The sequence below is a fragment of the Rhodanobacter sp. UC4448_H15 genome (assembly GCF_052978265.1).
Genome location: NZ_CM129665.1, coordinates 1642693 through 1665793, shown reverse-complemented (window position 1 = coordinate 1665793; position 23101 = coordinate 1642693). Strand labels below are relative to the sequence as shown.

At 68.1% G+C, this 23101-nt stretch carries 15 protein-coding genes; 8 read left to right on the top strand and 7 right to left on the bottom strand.

The features are described from left to right. Positions 1-23 precede the first annotated feature (23 nt). Genes nosZ through ACVCMI_RS07395 form a run of 6 tightly spaced genes read left to right on the top strand, consistent with a single transcriptional unit; the run spans position 24 to position 5917 of the window. Complete coding sequence (nosZ, locus tag ACVCMI_RS07420) at positions 24-1970, top strand: TAT-dependent nitrous-oxide reductase (protein ID WP_447099309.1); 1947 nt, start codon at positions 24-26, stop codon at positions 1968-1970. Positions 1971-2023: 53 nt separating this feature from the next. Then, positions 2024-3289, top strand: coding sequence for a nitrous oxide reductase family maturation protein NosD (locus tag ACVCMI_RS07415; RefSeq protein WP_447099310.1), 1266 nt, complete (start codon positions 2024-2026; stop codon positions 3287-3289). Further along, entirely contained in the window at positions 3286-4215 is a 930-nt protein-coding gene (locus ACVCMI_RS07410; RefSeq protein WP_447099311.1) for an ABC transporter ATP-binding protein, read from the top strand. Before ACVCMI_RS07415 ends, ACVCMI_RS07410 begins: the two co-directional genes overlap by 4 nt. Beyond that, positions 4212-5045: an ABC transporter permease gene (locus ACVCMI_RS07405; protein WP_447099312.1), complete on the top strand. Its 834-nt coding sequence runs from the start codon at positions 4212-4214 to the stop codon at positions 5043-5045. The genes ACVCMI_RS07410 and ACVCMI_RS07405 overlap by 4 nt, the downstream gene beginning before the upstream one ends. A gap of 12 nt (positions 5046-5057) precedes the next feature. After that, positions 5058-5699: a nitrous oxide reductase accessory protein NosL gene (locus tag ACVCMI_RS07400; RefSeq protein WP_447099313.1), complete on the top strand. Its 642-nt coding sequence runs from the start codon at positions 5058-5060 to the stop codon at positions 5697-5699. Between the two features lie 14 nt (positions 5700-5713). After that, complete coding sequence (locus tag ACVCMI_RS07395; protein WP_447099314.1) at positions 5714-5917, top strand: Sec-independent protein translocase subunit TatA; 204 nt, start codon at positions 5714-5716, stop codon at positions 5915-5917. An 84-nt stretch (positions 5918-6001) separates the two neighbouring features. On the opposite strand, the gene dapE is transcribed toward ACVCMI_RS07395, so the two are convergent. The 5 genes from dapE to dapD form a co-directional block, all read right to left on the bottom strand. Continuing rightward, positions 6002-7141 (bottom strand): succinyl-diaminopimelate desuccinylase, encoded by a 1140-nt coding sequence (dapE, locus tag ACVCMI_RS07390; RefSeq protein ID WP_447099315.1) that lies wholly within the window; start codon positions 7139-7141, stop codon positions 6002-6004. Between the two features lie 42 nt (positions 7142-7183). Continuing rightward, positions 7184-8245 carry a VIT1/CCC1 transporter family protein gene (locus ACVCMI_RS07385; RefSeq protein ID WP_395117339.1) on the bottom strand — a complete coding sequence of 354 codons (1062 nt, stop codon included), beginning with the start codon at positions 8243-8245 and terminating at the stop codon, positions 7184-7186. A 2-nt stretch (positions 8246-8247) separates the two neighbouring features. Continuing rightward, entirely contained in the window at positions 8248-8739 is a 492-nt protein-coding gene (locus ACVCMI_RS07380; RefSeq protein ID WP_447099475.1) for a DUF2165 family protein, read from the bottom strand. 7 nt (positions 8740-8746) lie between these two features. Continuing rightward, positions 8747-9100 (bottom strand): Spx/MgsR family RNA polymerase-binding regulatory protein, encoded by a 354-nt coding sequence (locus ACVCMI_RS07375; protein WP_447099316.1) that lies wholly within the window; start codon positions 9098-9100, stop codon positions 8747-8749. Between the two features lie 101 nt (positions 9101-9201). Beyond that, complete coding sequence (gene dapD, locus ACVCMI_RS07370) at positions 9202-10158, bottom strand: 2,3,4,5-tetrahydropyridine-2,6-dicarboxylate N-succinyltransferase (protein WP_395117334.1); 957 nt, start codon at positions 10156-10158, stop codon at positions 9202-9204. A gap of 28 nt (positions 10159-10186) precedes the next feature. On the opposite strand from dapD, the gene ACVCMI_RS07365 reads away from it, so the two are divergent. Further along, positions 10187-10741 (top strand): NADPH-dependent FMN reductase, encoded by a 555-nt coding sequence (locus tag ACVCMI_RS07365; protein WP_395117332.1) that lies wholly within the window; start codon positions 10187-10189, stop codon positions 10739-10741. Positions 10742-10830: 89 nt separating this feature from the next. Beyond that, on the top strand, positions 10831-11865 hold the full coding sequence (gene tssA / locus ACVCMI_RS07360) for a type VI secretion system protein TssA (protein WP_395117330.1): 1035 nt from the start codon (positions 10831-10833) through the stop codon (positions 11863-11865). A gap of 39 nt (positions 11866-11904) precedes the next feature. Here the strand turns inward: tssA and ACVCMI_RS07355 are convergent, their stop codons facing one another. Then, entirely contained in the window at positions 11905-13050 is a 1146-nt protein-coding gene (locus ACVCMI_RS07355; RefSeq protein ID WP_447099317.1) for a hypothetical protein, read from the bottom strand. Next, the gene (locus tag ACVCMI_RS07350) at positions 13029-23039 is read right to left on the bottom strand and encodes a beta strand repeat-containing protein (protein WP_447110631.1); all 10011 of its coding nucleotides are present in this window, start codon (positions 23037-23039) and stop codon (positions 13029-13031) included. The genes ACVCMI_RS07355 and ACVCMI_RS07350 overlap by 22 nt, the downstream gene beginning before the upstream one ends. Positions 23040-23101 lie beyond the last annotated feature (62 nt).

Sequence of the window (23101 nt, the reverse complement as noted above, 5' to 3'; positions counted from 1 at the left end):
ACCTGCCTCTGCGGATGGAAGCCATGCACGACGAATCGAAAATCAAACCCGAAGCAATCGAGGAAGGCGCCGACCCCGCGCGTCGCAACTTCATCAGGACCAGCGCGCTGGCCGGCCTGGCCGGCGCGGCGGGACTGGCACTGGCGGGCTGCGGTCGCAAGGGGGACCACGGTGGCGCGGAAGGTGCCGCCGCCGGACACGATGGCGAACGCCAGCGCGAGCACGGCGAGCACGAAGCCGCTTCCGACCACGTGCCGCCCGGCCAGCTCGACGAGTACTACGGCTTCTGGAGCGGCGGCCAGTCCGGCGAGGTGCGTCTGGTCGGCGTGCCCTCGATGCGCGAGCTGATGCGCATCCCGGTGTTCAACCCCGACTTCACCATCGGCTGGGGCGTCACCAACGAGAGCAAGCGCGTGCTCGGCCCGAACTTCCCGCCCGGCGGCGACTGCCACCACCCGCACATGAGCCAGACCGACGGCCACTACGACGGCCGCTACATCTTCATCAACGACAAGGCGCACACCCGCGTCGCGCGCATCCGCTGCGACGTGATGCGTTGCGACCGCATCACCAATGTGCCCAACGTGCAGGCGATCCACGGCCTGCGCGTGCAGCGCGCGCCGCGCACCGGCTACGTGTTCGCCAACGGCGAGTTCCTGGTCCCGGCGCCGAACGACGGGCGCGACCTGGACGATCCGAAAAAGTACCAGACCATGTTCAGCGCGCTCGACGGCGACACCATGGAGGTCGCCTGGCAGGTGCTGGTGGACGGCAACCTGGACAACACCGAGGCCGACTACGCCGGCAAGTACGCCATCTCCACCTGCTACAACAGCGAGGGCGGCATGGACCTGCCCGGCACGATGCAGGCCGAGCGCGACTGGGCGGTGGTGTTCAACATCGCGCGCATCGAGGCAGCGGTGAAGAAGGGCGAGTTCAAGACCATCGGCAGCTCCAAGGTGCCGGTGCTCGACGGCCGCCACGGCTCCTCGTTCACCCTGTACATCCCGATCCCGAAGAACCCGCACGGCATCAACGCCAGCCCCGACGGCAAGTACGTGGTGGCCAACGGCAAGCTCTCGCCCACCGTCACCGTGATGGAGTGGAGCCGCATCGACGACTGCTTCGCCGGCAAGCTCAAGGACCCGCGCGATACGGTGGTGGCCGAGCCCGAACTGGGCCTGGGTCCGTTGCACACCGCCTATGATGGTCGCGGCAACGCCTACACCACGCTGTTCATCGACAGCCAGATCGCCAAGTGGAACATCGCCGACGCGATCGCCGCCCACGACGGCAAGAAGGTCGCCTACCTGCGCCAGAAGATCGACGTGGCCTACCAGCCCGGGCACTGCCATACCTCGATGGGCGAGACGCGCGACGCCGACGGCAAGTGGCTGGTGTCGCTGAACAAGTTCTCCAAGGACCGCTTCCTGCCCACCGGCCCGCTGCATCCGGACAATGACCAGCTGATCGACATCTCCGGCGAGACCATGAAGCTGGTCGCCGACGGCCCGGTCTACGCCGAACCGCACGACGTGATCCTGCTGCACCGCCGGCAGCTGATCGACAAGGTGAAGAAGAGCTGGGACCGCGACGACCCGTTCTTCGCCGAGACGGTGGCGATGGCGAAGAAGCACGGCGTCAACGTGCTGTCCGACAGCAAGGTCATCCGCGAAGGCCGCAAGGTGTTCGTGTACATGACCTCGGCCGCGCCGATCTTCAGCATGGGCAGCTTCAAGGTGAAGAAGGGCGACGAGGTGACCGTGGTGGTGACCAACATCGACGCGGTGGAGGACGTCAGCCACGGCTTCTGCATCGTCAACTACGGCATCAACATGGAGATCAGCCCCGGCGCCACCGCCTCGGCCACCTTCACCGCCGACAAGGCGGGGGTGTTCTGGTACTACTGCACGTTCTTCTGCCATGCGATGCACATGGAGATGAGCGGGCGGATGCTGGTCGAGGCCTGAGCCGCGTCGTGCCGCCGCGCAGTGCGCGGCGGCACGAGCGGATCGCCGTTCCCATGCATGCACTTCGTTTCCTCGCGTTCCTGATGCTGGCATGGCCGCCGGCGGCGCCGGTGCATGCGCGCGAGTCGCTGGAGCAGATCGTGGCCGCGGCGCCGCCGGGTACCACCATCAGCGTGCCGACCGGCGTGCACGTGGTGCACCTGCGGCTGGACAAGCCGGTCACCCTCGTCGGCGAACCCGGCGCCGTTCTCGACGGCGGCGGCGAAGGCGACGTGGTGCGCATCGGCGCCGCGCAGGTCGCCGTGCGTGGATTGACCATCCGCCATAGCGGCACCGATCTCACCGCGATGAACGCCGGCATCTTCGTCGAGCGCCAGGCGCGCGACGTCACGCTCGAGGGCAACCGCATCGAGGAGAGCCTGTTCGGCGTCTACCTCGACGGCGCGGCCAACGTGCGCGTCGCGCACAACGTGATCCGCGGCATGCGCTCGCTGCGCGTGGCCGACCGCGGCGACGGCATCCACCTGTGGAACGACACCGGCTGCACCATCGAGGACAACGACGTGGCCGACTCGCGCGACGGCATCTACGTCTACGTCAGCCCTCACAACACCATCGCGCGCAACGTGGTGCACGAGGTGCGCTACGGCATCCACTACATGTACTCCCAGCACAACCTGCTGCGGGACAACGTCAGCCGCAGCAACCTGGCCGGGTATGCGCTGATGTCGTCCGATCACCTCAAGGTGATCGGCAACACCGCCGAGGACGACGAATCCTACGGCTTCCTGCTCAACTACATCTCGCACAGCGAGATCGCCGGCAACCTGATACGACGGATCAACGGCCAGCGCGACACCCAGGGCGGGCTGATCGACGGCACCGAAGGCAAGGGGTTGTTCGTCTACCTGTCGCAGTTCAACACCCTCCACGACAACCTCGTCGCCGACTCGCAGATCGGCATCCACGTCACCGCCGGCTCGGAGAACAACCGGTTGTGGGGCAACCATTTCCAGGACAACCGCATCCAGGTGAAGTACGTGCAGAACCTCGCCCAGGAGTGGTCGGCGCACGGCCGCGGCAATTTCTGGAGCGACTACCTCGGCTGGGACCTGGATGCCGACGGCGTCGGCGACGTGCCGTTCCGCCCCAACGACGGCGTCGACGTGCTGCTGTGGAAATACCCCTCCGCGCGCAACCTGATGTCCAGCCCCGCGGTGCTGCTGATGCGCTACGTGCAGCGCGCGTTCCCCGTGTTCACGCCGCCCTCGGTGCAGGACAGCCACCCGCTGATGAAAACTTCCCCGGCCACGCCATGAACCACCCGATCGAATGCCACGCACTGGCCAAGCGTTACGGCGACCTCGCCGCACTCGACGGCATCAGCGCCGTCGTGCCGCGCGGCCAGGTGATCGGCCTGCTCGGCCACAACGGCGCGGGCAAGTCCACGCTGATCAAACTCATTCTTGGCCTGATAGCACCCAGCGGCGGCCGGCTGGAGGTGCTTGGCCAGTCGCCGTGGCGCGCACACGCGCTGCGCCGGCGCATCGGCTACCTGCCCGAGAGCGCCACCTTCTACGGCAACCTCACCGGTCGCGAACTGCTCGACTACCTGGCGCGACTGAAGCAGGCACCACGCGCACAAATTGCCACGCTGCTCGACCGCGTCGGCCTGGCCCACGCCGCCGACCGGCGCATCGGCACATATTCGAAGGGCATGCGCCAGCGCCTTGGCCTCGCGCAGGCGCTGCTGGGTTCGCCCGATCTGGTGCTGCTGGACGAGCCGACCACCGGCCTCGACCCGCAGGCCACCCGCGAGCTGTACCGCATCGTCGGCGAGCTGCGCGCGGATGGCCGCTCCGTGCTGGTCTCCTCGCACCTGCTGGCCGAACTGGAACCGCACATCGACGGCGCACTGATCCTGCGCCAGGGCAAGTTGCTTGCCGCCGGCAGCCTGCACGCGCTGGGCGAGCAGGCCGCGCTGCCGGCGCAGGTGCTGTTGCGCACGCGTGAGCAGGCGATGCCCGAATTGCTCGCGCGCCTTGAAACCGGCGGCCTGTCGGCGCAGCCGCGCCCCGATGGCCGGCTGGAACTGCAGGTGCCGCGCGCCAGCAAGTTGCGCATGCTGCGCGAGCTGCTGGCCGACCCGGCGATCGTCGATCTCGACGTGCGCGAGCCGACGCTGGCACAACTCTACGACTGGCTCGGCGCCGGCCCGCCATCCACCGCGGAGGTGGCCGCATGAACCCGATCCTCACCGTCGCCGCCAAGGAATTCCGCGACGACTTCCGCAACCGCTGGACCATCGCGCTGACCATCCTGTTCGCGCTGCTGGCGCTGGGCATCGCCTGGTTCGGCAGTGCGGCAGCCGGACGCGTGGGCTTCACCTCGTTCGACGCCACGCTGGCCAGCCTGACCACGCTGGGCGCGTTCGTGATCCCGCTGATCGGCCTGCTGATTGCCTATGGCAGCATCGTCGGCGAGCGCGACGACGGCACCCTGCTGCTGATGCTCAGCTATCCGCTCTCGCGCGGGCAACTGGTGGCCGGCAAGTTCCTCGGCCACTGCAGTGCGCTGGCCGCCGCCACGCTGGCCGGCTTCGGGTTCGCGGTCGCGATCATGCAGTGGATGCAGCCGCCGGAGCAGACGATGCAGGCGTGGCTGCAGATCGGCCGTTTCATCCTCAGCGCATCCCTGCTCGGCGCCTGCTTCGTCGGGCTGGCCTGCCTGATCAGCGTACAGACCACCGACAAGTCGCGCGCCGCCGGACTGGCACTGGTCGGCTGGCTGGTGAGCGTGGTGCTGTTCGACCTTGCGCTGCTGGCGCTGCTGGTGGTCAGCGGCGGCAACCCGGTCGAGCGCGCGGTGTATCCGTACCTGCTGCTGTTCAACCCGGTCGACGTGTTCCGCCTGGTCAACCTCACCGCGCTGGGCGACGGCGCCGGCAACGACCTGCTGACCGGCATGACCGCCCACCACGTCTATCCGCCAGCCCTGCTCTACGCGCTGCTGCTGGGCTGGGCGGTGGCGCCGTTCGCCTGGGCGATGCTCGCGTTCCGGCGCAAGGAAATCTGAAGGAGTTCGCACATGCCCTGCTTGCCGATGACCAACCTGCGCCGCGCTGTCTTCGTGCTGGCGCTGGCCCTGCTGACCGGTTGCGGCGGCAATCCCGCACCCGCACGCCACGCCGTCGACACCCACCCGGACGATGCCTGCGCGGTGTGCGGCATGTACCTGGACGGCTCGCCCGGCCCGCGCGCCGAGGCCTGGATCAGCGGCCGCGCCAAGCCGCTGGTGTTCGATTCCACCCGCGACTTTTTCGCCTACGTGCTGCAACCGGAAAACCAGTCCGCGCTGCAGGAACTGTTCGTGCAGGACAGCGCGCGCATCGACTGGCAGCAACCCGACCACGCCGCCGCCAGCTTCATCGACGCGCGCACCGCAGTCTACGTGGCCTGGCAGCCGCTGGCCGGCTCGATGGGACCGACCCTGGCGCCGTTCACCAGCCGCGCTGTCGCGGAAACATTCGCACGCGAGCATGGCGGCGCCGTGGTCGACTTCGCCGAGATCACGCCCGCACTGGTGGCCACGCTGGACTACCGCTGCCCCGCCCGGGCCAGCGGCGCTCACGGCACGCTGCAATGCCTCGCTGCGCCCACGCCGTCGCTCGGCCTGTCGAGCCATCCGCAAGCCGCGCTTTCGCCGGCGCATCCACGCCCCCACCCATGACAGGAACCCGCAACATGCCCGGACTGGAGAGTTTCTCGCACTGGATCGTGCTGCTCGTACTGGCAGTGCTGATCTTCGGCACCGGCAAGCTGCGCAACGTCGGCCGCGACCTCGGCAGCGCCATCGCCGATTTCCGCCAGGGGCTCAAGGGCGGCCAGCCGCACGAGGCCACGCCGCCGACGGTGCGGCGGGATGCGGATGGCGAACCACGACCCTGAGGCGCTGATCCGGATGCGTTGACTTGCCTGATGCAGGCACCGCCACAGCGGTCGAGACTCGCCTGTTGAAGCGTCATCGTCAGGTCAGGCCCCGGCCAGCAACCGCTCGCACAACGCCCGATACACCGCCGGCAGTTTCTCCAGCTCCGCCACGTCCACGCACTCGTCCACCTTGTGGATGGTGGCGTTGACCGGGCCGAGCTCGACAACTTCGGCACCCATCGGGGCAATGAAGCGGCCGTCCGAGGTGCCGCCGCCGGTGCTCTGTTCGGGATCGATGCCGCACAGCTCGCGGCAGACTGCCACCACGGTTTCGCGCAACACGCCGCCGGGCGGGGTGAGGAAGGGTTCGCCGGAGAGATTCCAGTCGAGTGCGAAGTCGAGTCCATGGCGATGCAGGATCGCCTCGGTGCGCGCGCGCAGGTCGTCGGCGCGACTGGCGGTGCAGTAGCGGAAATTGATCAGCGCGACGAGTTCACCGGGGATCACGTTGTTCGCGCCGGTGCCGGCGTTGAGGTTGGAGACCTGGAACGAGGTGGGCGGGAAATCCGCGTTGCCCTCGTCCCAGCGCTCGGCGGCGAGTTCGGCCAGGGCGGGAGCGAAGGCGTGGATCGGGTTGAGCGCCTTCTCGGGATACGCCACATGGCCTTGCACGCCGCGCACCTGGAGCGTGCCGGAGAGCGAACCGCGGCGGCCGACGCGGATCAGGTCGCCGAGCCGTTCCTTGGAGGAGGGCTCGCCCACCACGCACCAGTCGATGCGCTCGCCGCGCTCGCGGAAATGTTCGACCACGCGGCGCACGCCGTCGAGATTGGTCGGGCCTTCCTCGTCGCTGGTCAGCAGCAGGCCGACGCGGCCGCGGTGTTCCGCATGCGCCGCCACGAACTGCTCCAGTGCGACCACCATCGCTGCCACCGAGCCTTTCATGTCGGCGGCGCCACGGCCGTATAGACGGCCATCGCGGATGGTCGGTTCGAACGGCGGGCTTTGCCAGGCGGCTTCCGGACCGCTGGGCACCACGTCGGTGTGGCCGAGAAAGACCAGTGTCGGACCGGCGGCGCCATGGGTGACCCACAGGTTGTCGACCTCGCCGTAGCGCAGGTGCTCGACGCGGAAGCCGACGCGTTCCAGGCGCTCGCCGATCAAGGGCAGGCAACCGGCGTCTTCCGGCGTCACCGAACGACGGCGGATGAGGTCGCGGGCAAGTTCGAGCACGTCGGACATGGGGTTCCTGCGCAGTGCCGGGGGATGCCGCAGCATACCAAGCTAGCTCAGCACCACGCCCAGCAAATGCCCCACGCCAAAAGTGATCGCGGCCGCGACACTGGTGATGACGAATTGCCGGGCGATCGAGAACAGCATGCTGCGCCCGGTGAACAGCGAGGTGCCGATGCCGATCAGCGCCAATCCGCCAGCAGTGGAAGCCACGCTGGCCAGCAATGCCGCTTGTCCGCCCAGAAAGAAATACGGCGCCACCGGAAACAGCGCGCCGCAGGCGAACAGGCAGAACGAGGAGATCGCCGCGCCGTAGGCCGAGCCGCCCAGCTCGGCCGGGTCGACGCCGAGATCCTCGCGCACCAGCATGTCCAGCGCCGCGCGCGGCGTTTCGGTCACGTGTTCGGCGAGGTGCTCGGCCGCCGCCGGTTCCAGCCCCTTGTCGCGATAGATGCCGGCGATGTGTTCGCGGCCATCTTCCGGGGCCACCGCCAGGCGTTCGGCGCGCTCGGTGATCTGCGCCTGGTAGAACTCGCGCGAGCTGTTGACCGACAGCCACTCGCCCAGGGCCATCGAGCACGCGCCTGCGACCAGGCCGGCCAGGCCGGCCAGCAGCACGGCGCGATCGCCGGTGGCGGCGCCGGCCATGCCCATCACCAGGCTGACGTTGGACACCAGCCCGTCGTTGGCGCCGAGCACGGCGGCGCGCAAGGTGTTGCCGCTCTGCGCGCGATGGCGCAACCCGTGCGGACCGGCCGGACGCGGCAACGGAAAGTGGTCGCGGTGGCCGCTGCGGTCGACCGGCGTGGCCTCATGATCCGCGTGCGCCAACCGCACCACGGTCGGCATCACGAACTCGGTGCCAAAGCGTCGCGCAAACCAGCTGAGCGCGCGCACGCGCAGGCCGATCCGCTGCCGCGGCACGGCCTCGCCCAGTTCGCGCAGGCGCGCCTCCCAGAATTGCGCATTGCCGCGCTCGCCCGCGGCGATGCGCCGGTAGGCGTGCTGAAGTTGCGGGTCGTCGGCCAGCTCGGCCAGCCGCGCGTACAGCGCGGCGTTGTCGCGCTCGATGCGCAGGTTGTTGCGGAAGCGGCGGGTGCGGCCGTGGGTCATCGTCAATCACCGAGCTCGTCGTCGCGCTGGCCGAGCCAGACCAGCGCCAGCAGCAACACGACGACGAAGCGGAATGCGCTGCCCAGCCCGTTCCACTGCGTGGACATCCACATGCCGAACCATTCGCCGCCGATCGCCATGAAGCCGCCCAGCCACAACAGCACGCCGACGCCCAGGCCGGCCACGGCGAGCTGACCGGCGCACCGGAACGCCGTCGCAGGCGCACGGCGCGCGCGCCACATGCGCCAGGCGCCGGCGCCGCACAGGACGGCGGCCAGTGCTTCGGCGGCGATGATCAGAACGTAGGCGGCATGCTGCAGCAGCGGTGCATGGATCGCGCGGTAGTGGATGGCGGCGTCGGGGAAGATCGAATCCATCGCCAGCACATGCTGCACGAAGACCAGGTTGCTGCCGTAGTCGGTGAGGTTGCCGAACGCGACCAGCGCCAGCCACAGTGCGATCGTCGCCACCAACCCGATCTTCGAAAGCCGCATCGACACGTCAGCGCCCGAACAGCTTCTTGAAGCCGTTGTCGGTGAAGCCCACGCTCACCGTGCCGTCGTCCCCCACCACCACCGGACGGCGGATCAGCGCGGGATATTCCTTCAGCAGCAGTGTCCACTCCGGGTCGCTGCCGGGGTTCTTGCGCTGCGGCAGCAGGTTGCGCCAGGTGGTGGAAGACTTGTTGACCAGCTTCTCCCAGCCGCCGAGCTGCGCCGCCCAGTCCTTCAGCGTCGACGCCGGCAGCGGGTTGGCGCGGTAGTCGACGAAATCATGCGGCACCTCGAAGCGGACCAGCCAGTTGCGCGCCTTGCGGCAGGTGTCGCAAGTGGGCAATCCATAAACAGTCGTCATCCCGATCTTCCTTCCTGTAGGAGCCCGCTCGCGGGCGATGCTCTTGCTTCTGCGAATCCCGAATCCCGATGCCCGCCAGGGCATCGACCGCGAGCGGGCTCCTATGTGGCAGCTCGCAGGAGGTCGTTGATGCTGGTCTTGCTGCGGGTTTTTTCATCCACCTGCTTGACGATGATGGCGGCGTACAGGCTGTGCGAGCCGTCTTTCGCCGGCAGGCTGCCGGCCACCACCACGCTGCCGGCCGGTACGCGGCCGTAGCTCACCTCGCCGGTCGCGCGGTTGTAGATGCGGGTGGACTGGCCCAGGAAAACCCCCATGCCGATCACGCTGCCCTTCTCCACCACCACGCCCTCGACCACCTCGGAGCGCGCGCCGATGAAGCAGCCGTCCTCGATGATGGTGGGGTTGGCCTGCAACGGCTCCAGCACGCCGCCGATGCCGACGCCGCCGGACAGGTGCACGCCCGCGCCGATCTGCGCGCAGGAACCCACCGTGGCCCAGGTGTCGACCATGGTGCCGGCGCCGACGCAGGCGCCGATGTTGACGTAGCTGGGCATCAGCACCGCATCCTTCGCGATGTGCGCGCCGCGACGCACCAGTGCGCCGGGCACCACGCGCGCACCGAGCTGCTGCAGTTCGGCGTCATTGCCGTGGGCGAAGCGCAGCGGCACCTTGTCGAACGCCTGCGCCGGGCCGCCGTCGACCACGCGGTTGTCGTTGATGCGGAAGTACAGCAGCACGGCCTTCTTGAGCCACTGGTTCACCGTCCAGCCGCCGTGGCCGTCCGGCTCGGCGACGCGGCGCTCGCCGGATTCGAGCAGGTCGAGCACCTGCCCCACGGCCGGCCGCAGATGGCTTTCGATCTCGGATGGGGTGAGTGCGTGGCGACGCTCGAAGGCGTCGTCGATCAGGGTTTCGATGGATTGCATGGCGATTCGATTCGGTCGATGAAAGGCGGCCGCTGCGGCGAACGGCAAAGAGTACAGGCTGCCAGCGCGGGTGCGGCCGGGTTCATGCGCTTTTAACCCGACGGCGCAGTACATTGGCTGGACGTCCATTCTTCCACATCCCCACGAGGAGCCGAACATGAGCCAGATCAAGATTGCCGTGCTGGTAGGCAGCCTGCGCGCAGATTCGTTCAACCGCCGACTGGCCCGCGCAGTGGAGAAACTGGCACCGGGCGACCTTGCGTTCCGCCACATCCAGATCAACGACCTGCCGCTGTACTCGCAGGATTTCGACGCCGCCTACCCGGCCACCGCCACGCGGCTGAAGAAGGATATCGAAGGGGCGGACGGGCTGCTGTTCGTCACGCCCGAGTACAACCGGTCGATCCCGGGCGTGCTGAAGAACGCGATCGACATCGCCTCGCGCCCCTGGGGCACCAACTCGTTCGCCGGCAAACCGGCGGCGGTGATCGGCACCTCGATCGGCTCGACCGGCACCGCGATGGCGCAGCAGCACCTGCGCAACGTGCTGGCCTACCTGGACGTGCCCACGCTGGCCCAGCCGGAGGTATTCATCCACTTCAAGGAGGACTTGATCGCCGATGACGGCAGCGTCGCCAACGACTCCACGCGCAAGTTCCTGCAAGGTTTCGTCGATGATTACGTGGCCTGGATTCGCCGCTTTGCACGTTGATCCCGGCGTCGCCGGCCACCACGCCTGCGACTGGTTTTGCGCCGCCGATGGGCGATAATGGGGGACCATTCGACCACGGGGGGAGATCCATGGCGCGATACAATCTGGAGCCGTTGCTGGCCCCGGTATCCGACGAATCGCCGGCCGGACCGGATCTCGAGTACGACCCGGAGTTTCTCGCCCTGGAGCGCGCCGCCGCGCCCAAGGCCGAGCGCGCCGTGGGCGATGCGGTCAAGGCTGCCGAGGAGCCGGACTGGGAGAAAGTCGTCGAGCTGTCCGAGGCGATCCTGCAACGCTCCAAGGATTTGCGCCCGGCGGTGCACCTGACCACGGCCTGGATGCGCAGCTCCGGCATGCCCGGCTGGAGCGCCGGGCTGGGGCTGATCCGTGGCCTGCTGGAACAATTCTGGGACACCGTGCATCCGCAGCTGGACGCGGAGGACGACAACGACCCGACCATGCGCGTCAACGCGGTGGTGCCGCTGAACGACCTGCAGGGTGTGCTCGGTTATTTCCGCACCACGCCGTTCGTGCAGTCGCCGCGCATGGGCCGTTTCAGCCTGCGCGACCTGCGCATCGCCAACGGCACGCTGAAGGTCACCACGCCCGGCGACGGCCCCGAGCCGAGCATCACCGAGATGGAAGCGTGCTGCATGGATTGCGCGGAGGAGGAGCTGGTCCAGACCACCGCCGCGATCAGCGAGTCACTGGAGCATGCCAAGGCCATCGACGCCCTGTTCAACGACCACGTCGGCACGATGGGTCCGGACTTCAAGAACCTGCTCAGCGACATCTACGAGCTGAAGAAATTCCTCGACCCGCAGCTGGCGCGTCGACTGCCGGCCGAAGTGCAAGGCGAAGGGGCTGGCGAAGGTGGCGCGGAGGGTGGTGCACCGAACGCGGCGCGGGCCTCGGGTCCGATCGCCGGGCCGCAGGACGTGATGCGCCGGCTCGACGAGATCTGCGACTACTACACGCGCTGCGAACCCTCCAGCCCGGTACCGCTGCTGTTGCGGCGCGCACAGCGGCTGGTCGGCATGGATTTCATGGACCTGCTCAGGGATCTCGCGCCGGGCGGCATTTCCGAGCTGCGCGTGGTGTCGGGTACGCCGGAAGACGAATAGCCCGCCGCCGGGAACAAGTCCGGCGGGCGCGGCACCTCGTCAGTAAACGCCCTTGCAACTGCTGGCTGCGGGGCGAACCACGAGCTGGTGCACCGAAGGGTCCCAGCTCAGCGACAGGCCGCCCGGAAGCCCGGCCGTGATGCCGGCCGAGGCGATCTGGCTGATCGGCCCCACCGTGCTGCCGTGTCCGTCGCCGAACGTCACCGTCGCACTGATCGCGTAGCTGAGCGGATCGGCGCAACCGTCGACCGTGACGTACTTGGCCACCGTGCCCCGCCCTACACCCTCGGGCATGCTGCCGGTGACCGCCGGCATGGCGCGGCCCTGTCCGCCGCCGGGCGCCGGGCAGGTCTGGGTCAGCGCGTAGCTCACCGAGACCTTCGGCGCGGGCGCCACCTCCAGCACGGCCGAGGTGGGCGGCTGCGCCGTGCAGCCCATCAGGAACACCTTGCGCTGCGCCACCACGTTGAGCACGTAGCTGCCCGATGGCAGCGCACCGGCAGGCAATTTCAATTCGATGCGATTGGGCAACACGCCGGTCACCACCGGCTGCACCGCCTGCGGCTTGCCCTGTGCGTCGGTCGCGCTGACCACCGGGCTGGCGCACTGTGCGTCAAGCAGGTTTTCCCCGGTCAGTGCGAACGCTGCCCCGGCGCCGTCGCCATGCAGGACGAACAGCGGGCGTCGATCCAGCGTCTCCACGCCATTGATCACCGGCGGCAATTTCGACCCGCCGGAGGCAGCCGCCTTCAACGCCACGGTGCGGGCCAGTGCAGCCGCCATCGCGGCGACATCCTGGCCCAGGCAGCCCTTGCTGGCCTCCAGGAACGCCTGCGTGCGCTGCACGGCGGCTTCGGCGCGGTAGGCCTGCGCCTTCTCTTCGTTGCCCAGCATGTCGATCGGCTTGGCCAGATCCTTGCCCAGCGCCTTGCGCAAGTCCCGGCCCAGGTCGGCCAGCTTCTGGCTGGTTGCCGCGAGACTGGAGCCAGGCGACCCGGTCGCACGTGCGGCGAGGTCGTGTTGCGCCGTGTCCAGCTGCGTGATGATCAGTTCCCCGGTCAGCCGCGGCGCGATCTGCGGCGCTGCCTGGACCGCGGCGGGGCCGGTCAGGCCCAGCGCAAGCATCGCCACCGCGATGCCTGCGCCGAGTTTGCCGATGCCGGTCACTGCGGCGCTTTCGGCCATGGCATGACCATGCCCAGTGCGTCCGGGTCCTGGCAGGCGGCCTGGTCCGGCTGATCCGGATCGCAACCGCTCTGCTGGTCGGGCGGCAGGCGCACGCCGGAAGGCACGATGCCGTACGAGCGGTAGTTGGCGGTGATCACGCTCGGGTCGATGTAGGAGTCGCCGTGGTTGCCGTTCTGCGCGCTGCCCGCACCGGAGGCGGTCGGCACGTTGATGGCGAAACCACCGCCCAGCGGCAGCAGGTTGCCGGAGCTGTCCACCGCATAGAAGTAAGCGGGCGGCAGGCCGACGTTGGCGATGTTCTGCAGGCCCGTGCCCACCACGTAGATCGGCTGGGAGCTGGAACCCAGGCGCCCGGTGGAACCCCATACGCCTATGCCGTCATACAGCGGTGTCGTGCCGAGCTGGAACAGGTCGCCATGGGTCACCGACAGGTAGAACGGCGAGGTGCCCGCGTTCACCGTGAAGGCGCTGCCGGCCACCGACGCCAGTGTCAGAGTCTTGTCGTTGGTCATGCTGAAGCCGGCCAGCGAAGTGAAGTTGCCCAGCGTGTCGACCATGTTCTTGTTGGGCGAACTCGCGCTGCCCAGCACGGTCGGACCCACCGCGCTGCCGCTCAGCGTGCCGGCCGTGATGATGCCGCTGGCGCCTTCGCTGATCGCGCCGGCCGAGGTGAGCGAGGTGGCCGTTCCCTTCACCGAACCGTTGATCGCCAGATCGCCGCTGGTGGTCTTCAGCGAAGTGCTGGCGCCGCCATCCAGCGGACCGTCGACAGTGAGCGCCTGCGCACTGGTCAGGGCGAAATTGGCTGCCGTGAAGCTGCCCAGCGTGCCGATCTGGTTGGCGCCGTTGAGCGTGGTCGCGCCGACCGAACTGCCGGTCAGGGTGCCGGCCGTGATGACGCCCGCCGCGCCTTCGCTGATCGCGCCGGCCGAGGTGAGCGAGGTGGCCGTTCCCTTCACCGGACCATTGATCGCCAGATCGCCGCTGGTGGTCTTCAGCGAGGTGCTGGCGCCGCCATCCAGCGTGCCGCTGACGGCCAATGTCTGTGCGTTGGTCAAGGCGAAGCTGGCGGCCGTGAAGCCTCCCAGGGTGCCGATGCGGTTGGCGCCGTTGAGCGTGGTGGCACCGGCGGAGCTGCCGGTCAACATGCCGGCGACAATGCTGCCGCCGGCGCCTTCGGTGATTGCGCCAGCAGAGGCCAGCGTCGTGGTCGTGCCCTTCACCGTGCCGTTGATCGCCAGATTGCCGCTGGTGGTCTTAAGCGTAGTACTCGCGCCGCCGTCCACGGAGCCCGTCACCGCCAGCGCCTGCGCGTTGGTCAGCGCGAAGTTCGCCGCCGTGAAGTTGCCCAGCGTGCCGATGTGGTTGGCGCCACCGAGCGCGGTACTGCCGACCGAACTGCCAGTCAACGTGTTCGCATGGATCGCACCAGCCGTCTGGTTGATATTGCGGCCTGCACCCAAGGTAACCGTGTTGCCGGTCAGGGTGCTGGCCAGGATCAGGTCCGAGTTCGCCCCGCTGGCCGTCAGCGTAAGGTCGCCGGCACCACCATTGGCCGACGGTGCATCATTCACCGTCAAGGTCCGGATGGTGTTGAAGGCGAAGTCGCCACCGCTGACGAATGCGCCCAGGGCTGCCACCTGGTTGGCGCCGAGCAGGCTGGTGCTGCCAGCGGAGCTGCCGGTCAAGTTATCGGCGGTGATGACGCCATGGGTGCCTTCGATGATCGCACCGGCCGAGGTCAGCGTGGTGGTGGCGCCGGTCACCGTGCCATTGATGATCAGGTCGCCGGCCGTCGTGGTCAGCGCCACGACCGGGCCACCATCGAGCGGGCCTTCGACGGTCAGCGTCTGACCGTTGGTCAGGCTGAAGTCTGCGCTGAAGCCGCCCAGTATGTTGATGTGGTTGTTGCCATCGAGTGTGGTGTTTCCGATCGAATGACCGGTCAACAGGTTCGCCGTGATGCTGCCGCCGGCGCCTTCGGTGATCGCGCCCGCCGAGACCAGCGTGGTGGTGGCGCCCTTCACCAGACCGTTGATCGCCAGGTCGCCGCTCGTCGTGGTCAACGCCGTGCTGGCCCCCCCGTCGACGGTGCCGCCCACGACCAGGGTCTGCGCGTTGGTCAACGCGAAGCCCGCCGCACTGAAGCTGCCCAAGGTGCCGATGTGGTTTGCGCCGTTGAGCGCAGTCGCACCGATGGATTGACCCCTCAAGGTGCCTGCCGTGATGCTGCCACTGCCGCCTTCGCTGATCCCACCGGCGGAATTCAGCGTTGTCGTGGTGCCGCTCACTGCACCATTGATCGTCAGGTTGCCGGCGGTCGTGGTCAGCGCGGTACCCGCACCGCCACTTACCGGGCCATTCACCGTCAAGGCTTGGGCGTTGATCAACGCGAAGCCCGCCGCACTGAAGCTGCCCAGCGAGCCGATGTGATTGGTCCCGGCAAGGGTCGTCGTACCGGCCGAATGACCGGTCAGCGAAGTGGCCGTGAGGCTGCCGCCTGCGCCTTCGCTGATCGCGCCGGAAGAGGTCAGGCTGACCGCCGTGCCATTGACCGCACCAGCCAGGGTGAGATCGCCCGCACTCACCGTCAGCGCCCCGGTGTTCACCGTGCCAAGGGTCAGTGCGTTGAGGTCATTGATCTGGGTGGCACCGCCGGTGAGATTCACCGTGCCGCCGAAGTCGTTGCTGCCACCTGTCAGGGTGATCGCGTTCGAACCGCCATGGATGGTGCTCGTGCCGATAACGCTCAGCGCACCGCCTGTCTGCAAGACCGCCCCACTGGCGGTGATGTTCAGATCGCCTCCGACCGTGGTCGCGCCCAGGGTTGTGGTGGTTCCGGCGCCCGTCGTGGTGATCGTCAGCCCGTTGCTCGCATTGCCGCTGATGCCGAGGTTCGAACTCGCCGTTACCGCTGAAATTCCGGAGTTTGTACCGCCTACGCCTGTCGAGCCCGCACCGGCAAGGTTCACGTTGACCGCGGTGGTGTAGCCCGAATAGTCCAGGCTTCCGTCGATGCCGGCGTCGAGGCCGCCGGAGATGTCCCCGTCAGCGCCCGAGTGCATGAGGAAGTGGCCGGTGCCGGTGTCGATCAGATTGCCGATGCCGGAGAAGGCGCCTGCCAGATTGGTCGCCGTGCCCTGGTTGTGCCCGGTCAGGCTCCAGGTCTGGTTGCTGGCGGTCAACGTGCCGATACCCGCATCGGCAATGTTCTCGAACGAGGTCCAGCTCACGGTGCCGCTGTTGCCGGCATTGAGGCCGGTCAGATTGTAGGTCTGGCTGCTGCCGCTGATCGTGTCAGAGGCAGAACCGCCCTTCGCCGCGGTGATCCCGCTCCAGCCCCCGGTACCGGTCGCCGTGCCTCCCAGGTCCACATTCACCGCGGTCGTGTACGCACTGTAATCCAATGTGCCTGCGGCAGCGGAAGTCAGCATGCCCGACACGCCCGCACCGTTCGCGAACATGAAGGTGCCGGCACCGCTGTCGCTCAGGTTCCCGAACGACGTCCAGCTCAGCGTGCCGTTGTTGCCGGCGTCTGTGCCGGTCAGGTTGTAGGTCTGGTTGCTGCCGGCAATCGTGGCGCCGGCGCCGCTTCCGGCCAGCGTGGTGAGGTTGAAGCCGCTGTAGTCGATGCCCGAGGCGCTCGACACCTTCGTGCCGAGATCGAAGCTGCCGGTCACCCCGGTCACGCTGCCGCCGGTGCCCGTAACCGTACCGAAACCGCTGTACGCGATGCCGCTAGCTGACGAGATACGCGTGTTGTCGGCGAAGCTGCCGACCACGTTCGCGATCGAGCCGCTGCCACCCACGCTGGTGGCGTTCGCGAAGGCCATGCCCTCGCTGGTCCTGCCGTTGTCGTCGAAGCCCACGGCGCCGGTGACCGTCGTCGTGTCGGCCGCGGTGAAGCCGCTATAGCCGACACCGCCGGCATTGCCCGTCTTGGTGCCGCTCAGGTTGAACGCGGTGCCGCCCAGGTTCGTGATCGCGCCACTGCCCGCCACGCTCGTGGCGTTGGCAAAGGTCATGCCGAGACTGCTCTTGGCCGCGCTGTCGAAACCGGCGGCACCGGTGACGGACGTGGTGTCGGCCGCGGTGAAGCCGCTGTAGTTGACGCCACCGGCATTGCCGGTCTTGGTGCCGACCAGATTGAACGCGGTACCCCCAAGGTTCGTGATCGCACCGCTGCCCGCCACGCTCGTGGCATTGGCAAAGGCGATGCCCAGGCTGCTCCTGGTCGAGCTGTCAAAACCTGCGGCGCCGGTGACGGCCGTGGTGTCGGCCGCGTCGAAGCCGTTGAAGCTGGTGGTGCCTGCCGTACCTGCCATGATGCCGGTCAGGTTGAACGCCGTGCTGCCCAGGTTGGTGATCGCGCCACTGCCCGCCACGCTCGTGGCGTTGGCGAAGGCCATGCCCAGGCTGGTCTTGGCCGTGTAGTCGAAGCCCGCGGCACCGGTGACCGTAGTGGTGTCGGCTGAGGTGAAGCCGTTGTAGTCGATGCCGCCGGCGTTGCCTGCCGTGGTACCAGTCAGGTTGAACGCGGTGCTGCCCAGATTCGTGATCGCGCCACTGCCCGCCACGCTCGTGGCGTTGGCGAAGGTCATGCCGAGACTGCTCCTGGCCGAGCTGTCGAAGCCCACAGCGCCGGTGACCGTCGTCGTGTCGGCCGCGGTGAAGCCGCTATAGCCGACACCGCCGGCATTGCCCGTCTTGGTGCCGCTCAGGTTGAACGCGGTGCCGCCCAGGTTCGTGATCGCGCCACTGCCCGCCACGCTCGTGGCGTTGGCGAAGGTCATGCCGAGGCTGCTCTTGGCCGCGCTGTTGAAACCCGCGGCACCGGTGATGGTCGCCGCGTCGGCGGCCGTGAAGCCGGTGAAGGCAACACCGCCCGCCGAGCCCGCGTTGGCTCCGCTCAGGGCAAAGGTGCTGCTGCCCGTAATCGCCCCATTGCCGTTGCCCGTGACCGCCGTGACGCCCGCCCACGTCCCGCCGATGCCCGTGGTCGCGCCGCTGCCATCGGCCAGGTCGAACGTCACGGCACCGCTGTGGCTGCCGTAGTTCAGCGTCGCCGCCGTCACGTTGCCACTGACGCTGCCGCCGGTGCCGAAGGCCACCGTGCCGCTGGTATCGGCGATGTTGCCGAACCCCGTCCAGGTCACGCCACCGCTGCTGCCCTGGTCGATGACCGTGTTGTCCAGCGTGTAGGTCTGGCCGCTGCCCGCGATCGTGGCACCGGCCCCGCTGCCGGTCAGCGTGGTGACGCCGAAGCCGCTGTAGTCGAGCGTCGACGCGCTGGACACCTTCGTGCCGAGATTGAAGCTGCCGGTCACGCCGGTCACGCTGCCACCGGTGCCCGTCACCGCATCGAAGCCGCTGTAGACGATGCCGCTCGCCGACGAGGTCCCGGTGTTGTCGGCGAAGCTGCCGACCACGTTCGCGATCGTGCCGCTGCCGCCCACGCTGGTGGCGTTGACGAAGGTCATGCCCTGGCTGGTCTTGGCAATGTCGTCGAAACCTGCAGCGCCCGTGATGGTCGCCGCGTCGGCGGCCGTGAAGCCGGTGAAGGCAACACCGCCCGCCGAGCCCGCGTTGGCTCCGCTCAGGGCAAAGGTGCTGCTGCCCGTAATCGCCCCATTGCCGTTGCCCGTGACCGCCGTGACGCCCGCCCACGTCCCGCCGATGCCCGTGGTCGCGCCGCTGCCATCGGCCAGGTCGAACGTCACGGCACCGCTGTGGCTGCCGTAGTTCAGCGTCGCCGCCGTCACGTTGCCACTGACGCTGCCGCCGGTGCCGAAGGCCACCGTGCCGCTGGTATCGGCGATGTTGCCGAACCCCGTCCAGGTCACGCCACCGCTGCTGCCCTGGTCGATGACCGTGTTGTCCAGCGTGTAGGTCTGGCCGCTGCCCGCGATCGTGGCACCGGCCCCGCTGCCGGTCAGCGTGGTGACGCCGAAACCGCTGTAGTCGAGCGTCGACGCGCTGGACACCTTCGTGCCGAGATTGAAGCTGCCGGTCACGCCGGTCACGCTGCCACCGGTGCCCGTCACCGCATCGAAGCCGCTGTAGACGATGCCGCTCGCCGACGAGGCCCCGGTGTTGTCGGCGAAGCTGCCGACCACGTTCGCGATCGTGCCGCTGCCGCCCACGCTGGTGGCGTTGACGAAGGTCATGCCCTGGCTGACCTTGCTGGCATCGTCGAAACCCGCGGCGCCGGTCACCGTCGTCGTGTCGGCCGCGGTGAAGCCGCTATAGCCGACACCGCCGGCATTGCCCGTCTTGGTGCCGCTCAGGTTGAACGCGGTGCCGCCCAGGCTCGTGATCGCGCCACTGCCCGCCACGCTCGTGGCGTTGGCGAAGGTCATGCCGAGGCTGCTCTTGGCCGCGCTGTTGAAACCCGCGGCACCGGTGATGGTCGCCGCGTCGGCGGCCGTGAAGCCGGTGAAGGCAACACCGCCCGCCGAGCCCGCGTTGGCTCCGCTCAGGGCAAAGGTGCTGCTGCCCGTAATCGCCCCATTGCCGTTGCCCGTGACCGCCGTGACGCCCGCCCACGTCCCGCCGATGCCCGTGGTCGCGCCGCTGCCATCGGCCAGGTCGAACGTCACGGCACCGCTGTGGCTGCCGTAGTTCAGCGTCGCCGCCGTCACGTTGCCACTGACGCTGCCGCCGGTGCCGAAGGCCACCGTGCCGCTGGTATCGGCGATGTTGCCGAACCCCGTCCAGGTCACGCCACCGCTGCTGCCCTGGTCGATGACCGTGTTGTCCAGCGTGTAGGTCTGGCCGCTGCCCGCGATCGTGGCACCGGCCCCGCTGCCGGTCAGCGTGGTGACGCCGAAGCCGCTGTAGTCGAGCGTCGACGCGCTGGACACCTTCGTGCCGAGATTGAAGCTGCCGGTCACGCCGGTCACGCTGCCACCGGTGCCCGTCACCGCATCGAAGCCGCTGTAGACGATGCCGCTCGCCGACGAGGTCCCGGTGTTGTCGGCGAAGCTGCCGACCACGTTCGCGATCGTGCCGCTGCCGCCCACGCTGGTGGCGTTGACGAAGGTCATGCCCTGGCTGACCTTGCTGGCATCGTCGAAACCCGCAGCACCGGTGACCGCCGTGGCGTCGGCCGCGATGAAACCCGTGAAGCTGATCCCGCCGGAGGTGCCCTGGTTGGCGCCGACAAGCGCAAACGGTGACCCACCGATGCCTGTAATCGATCCGGTGCCGGCGATGCTTCCAGTACCGCTTGGCGCAGATCCGCTGAACGCCACGTTGCCGAGTCCGGCAAGCGCTCCATTGAGCGTTATGGACGTCCCTGAAGTTGCCGACAGGTCGCCGGCAACCGAACCATGGCCCAGGTCAAGCGCCCCGCCACTGCTGACCGTCAGGCTGCCTGTTTGCAAGGTACCCAGCGCCAGCGCGTTGGCATCGGTGATCTGCGTGGTGCCGCCGGTCAGGCTCACCGTACCGATGAAGTCGTTGAGCGAGGTCAGCGTGATCGCGTTGCTGCCGGCGTTGAAAGTCGATGTTCCGTTGACCGTGTAGAAACCGGCTCCCTGCGTGATCCCTCCGGCCGTGGTGGTGACCGACAACGGGCCGTTGACGGTCAGGTCGACCGCGCTGAACGTGCCGCTGTTCGTCGTCAGGCTGGTCAGTGCCGTCGTTGCGCCGACCGCGCCGCCGAAGCTGGCGGCGCCGCCGGTGTTCACCGCCAGCGTGTGCGCGCCATTCACCGTGGAGCCGAAGCCGATCGTGCCACTGCCACTGCTGGCCAGCGTTGCATTGGCACCCAGCGTCACCGAGCCGTTGTAGGCCTGGTCACCGCTGGTGCTCACGCTGGCGGTATTGAGATTCGTCGTGCCGCTGACCTGCAGCACGCCCACACCAGCCACCGCCCCTGCCAGCACCGCATTGCCGGTCACCGTCAGGTTGTTGCCGGCACCTGTCACGGCCGCCAGGCTGATCGTCGTTCCAGTCAGCATGACATTGGAACCGAGCGTCAGCGCGTCGCCCCAGCTCTGCATGCCGCTGGTGGCGACATTGCCACTCAACGTGGCGCTGCCGGCGGCATCCGTGATCAGGCTGGTCAACGCCGTCGTGCCGCCGACCGCAGCGTCGAACCTGGTGACTCCGCTGGCGTTCACGGTCAACGCATGCGCGCCGTCGACAGTCGAGGCAAAGGTGATGTCGCTACCGCTCAACACGCGGTCGCCGCCCAACACCAATGCCGTGTTGTAGGTTTGTGCTCCGCTGGTCGTCACGTTGCCGACAAGCGTGAGCGCAGCGGCATTGGTCAGACTGAAGCTTGAGGCGGTGAAACTTCCGAGATTGCCGATCTGGTTGGCCTCTCCCAACGTGGTGGCACCGGCCGAGCTGCCAGTCAGGGTGCCGACCGTGATGGTGGCTCCCCCCACTTGCGAGATGGTCCCTCCGGTATTCAGCGAGAGGGTGGTGGCGTGGGCCGGAGCGATGGCCGCCGTGATACCCAGGTCACCGCTGTTGGCGTCACCGATCACGATCGTGTTGGCGGTGATCTGATCCAGTTCGGCACTCGTCACGCCAAGCTGGGGATCTGCGGGAAACGGAGCGTCGGGGCCCAGCGAAATGAGCCGTCCCGCCGTAGCCTGCCGGATGGCCACGATACCGGCGGTGCCGGCATTGATGGTTCCGAGTATGTCGGCGTTGTCTGCAACCAGGCTGACGTTTGCGCCGGTAGCGACACCATTGGTGGTATCCACTGCGACGCCCGTGCCGATGTTGATGCGCGCGCCGCCGCCGGCGGCTCCGAGCGTCACCGCACCACCGGCGGTGACGATGCCCGAACCCACCACGCCCAGATCGCTCGTGGTGGTGGTGATGCCGACATTGCCGCTGCCGGCGGTACCGCTGACATTCACGCCATTGGCATCAACGATGTTGACCGCGCCGGTACCCTTCGCGCTGAACACGATGCTGTCGACGTCCGTCTGGATGGCACCCGATGCGCCGATCGCGCCATTGGTGCCGCCCGCCGTGAGAGTCAGGGCGCTGCCGGAAATCGTGCCCGCAGTGCGCGAGATGCTGCCTGCAGTCGCAGTCAGCGTGGCCGTGCCACCGCCCAGCGAGATATCGTTGTTGAGCGAAATGTTGCGGCCGGCGAGCAACGACAGGTTCAGCACGTCGCCGCCAAGCACCGAATCGAATATCTTGTTGTTGATGACGATGTCGTTCGCCGCATTGAACGTGAGCGAGTTGGTTCCCTTGCCGTTGTAGTCGAGGTCGGCATTGAGGGTGATGTCGCCAGCTTCGGAATTGGCGCCCCCCGTACCCGTCGTGACCGTGACGCTGGCGCCACCGGTCAAGGCGGCGGTGATCAGGTCGACGCCGAGCGACGCTCCGTCGTTGGTCGACACAAAGGGGTTGGCGGCATTGATCTTGGTATTGCCGCCGCCCGCGACGATCGTGATGTTGTTCGGATCGATCAGCCAGTTGCCGCCCAACCCGTCGGCGCTGCGCGCGAAGACCTGCGGCGTACCGGTGATGGTGAGCGCGCCGTGGCTCGACGTCTCGACGAAACCGCCGTTGCCGCCGTCAATGCCGCCGCGCGCGGACAAGCCGCCGGCGATGACCGAGTTGTCGCGCGAGAACACGGCGATGCTGCCGCCGTCGCCCTTGCCGGTTGCATCGGCGTTGAGCGACGCATCCGGCCCGATGTACGTGCGCGCGGCCACGGCGAGGCCTTCGCCTCCACGGACGCCGCCACCGATGCGAATGGCTCCGCCACCCAGGCGACCCGAAGCATCCACCGTGCCGCCGGTGACCATCACGTCATGGTCCGACAGCAATTCGATGCGCCCGCCATGGTCGCCCGTGGCGGCGACACTGCCGCTGCTCTGTACATTGCCGCCGTTGCCCACCAGCCGCACCACGCCGCCGTCGGTGCTGATGCCGCTGGCGTCGATCACGCCGGAGTTGTTGACCAGGTTGGTGAACAGATCCTTGGCTGCCGAGGCCTGCAGCACCACGGTGCCTCCTTCGGCCTTGAGGGTGCCGGAGTTGCTGACTGCCGCTTCCTTGTCGTCCAGAC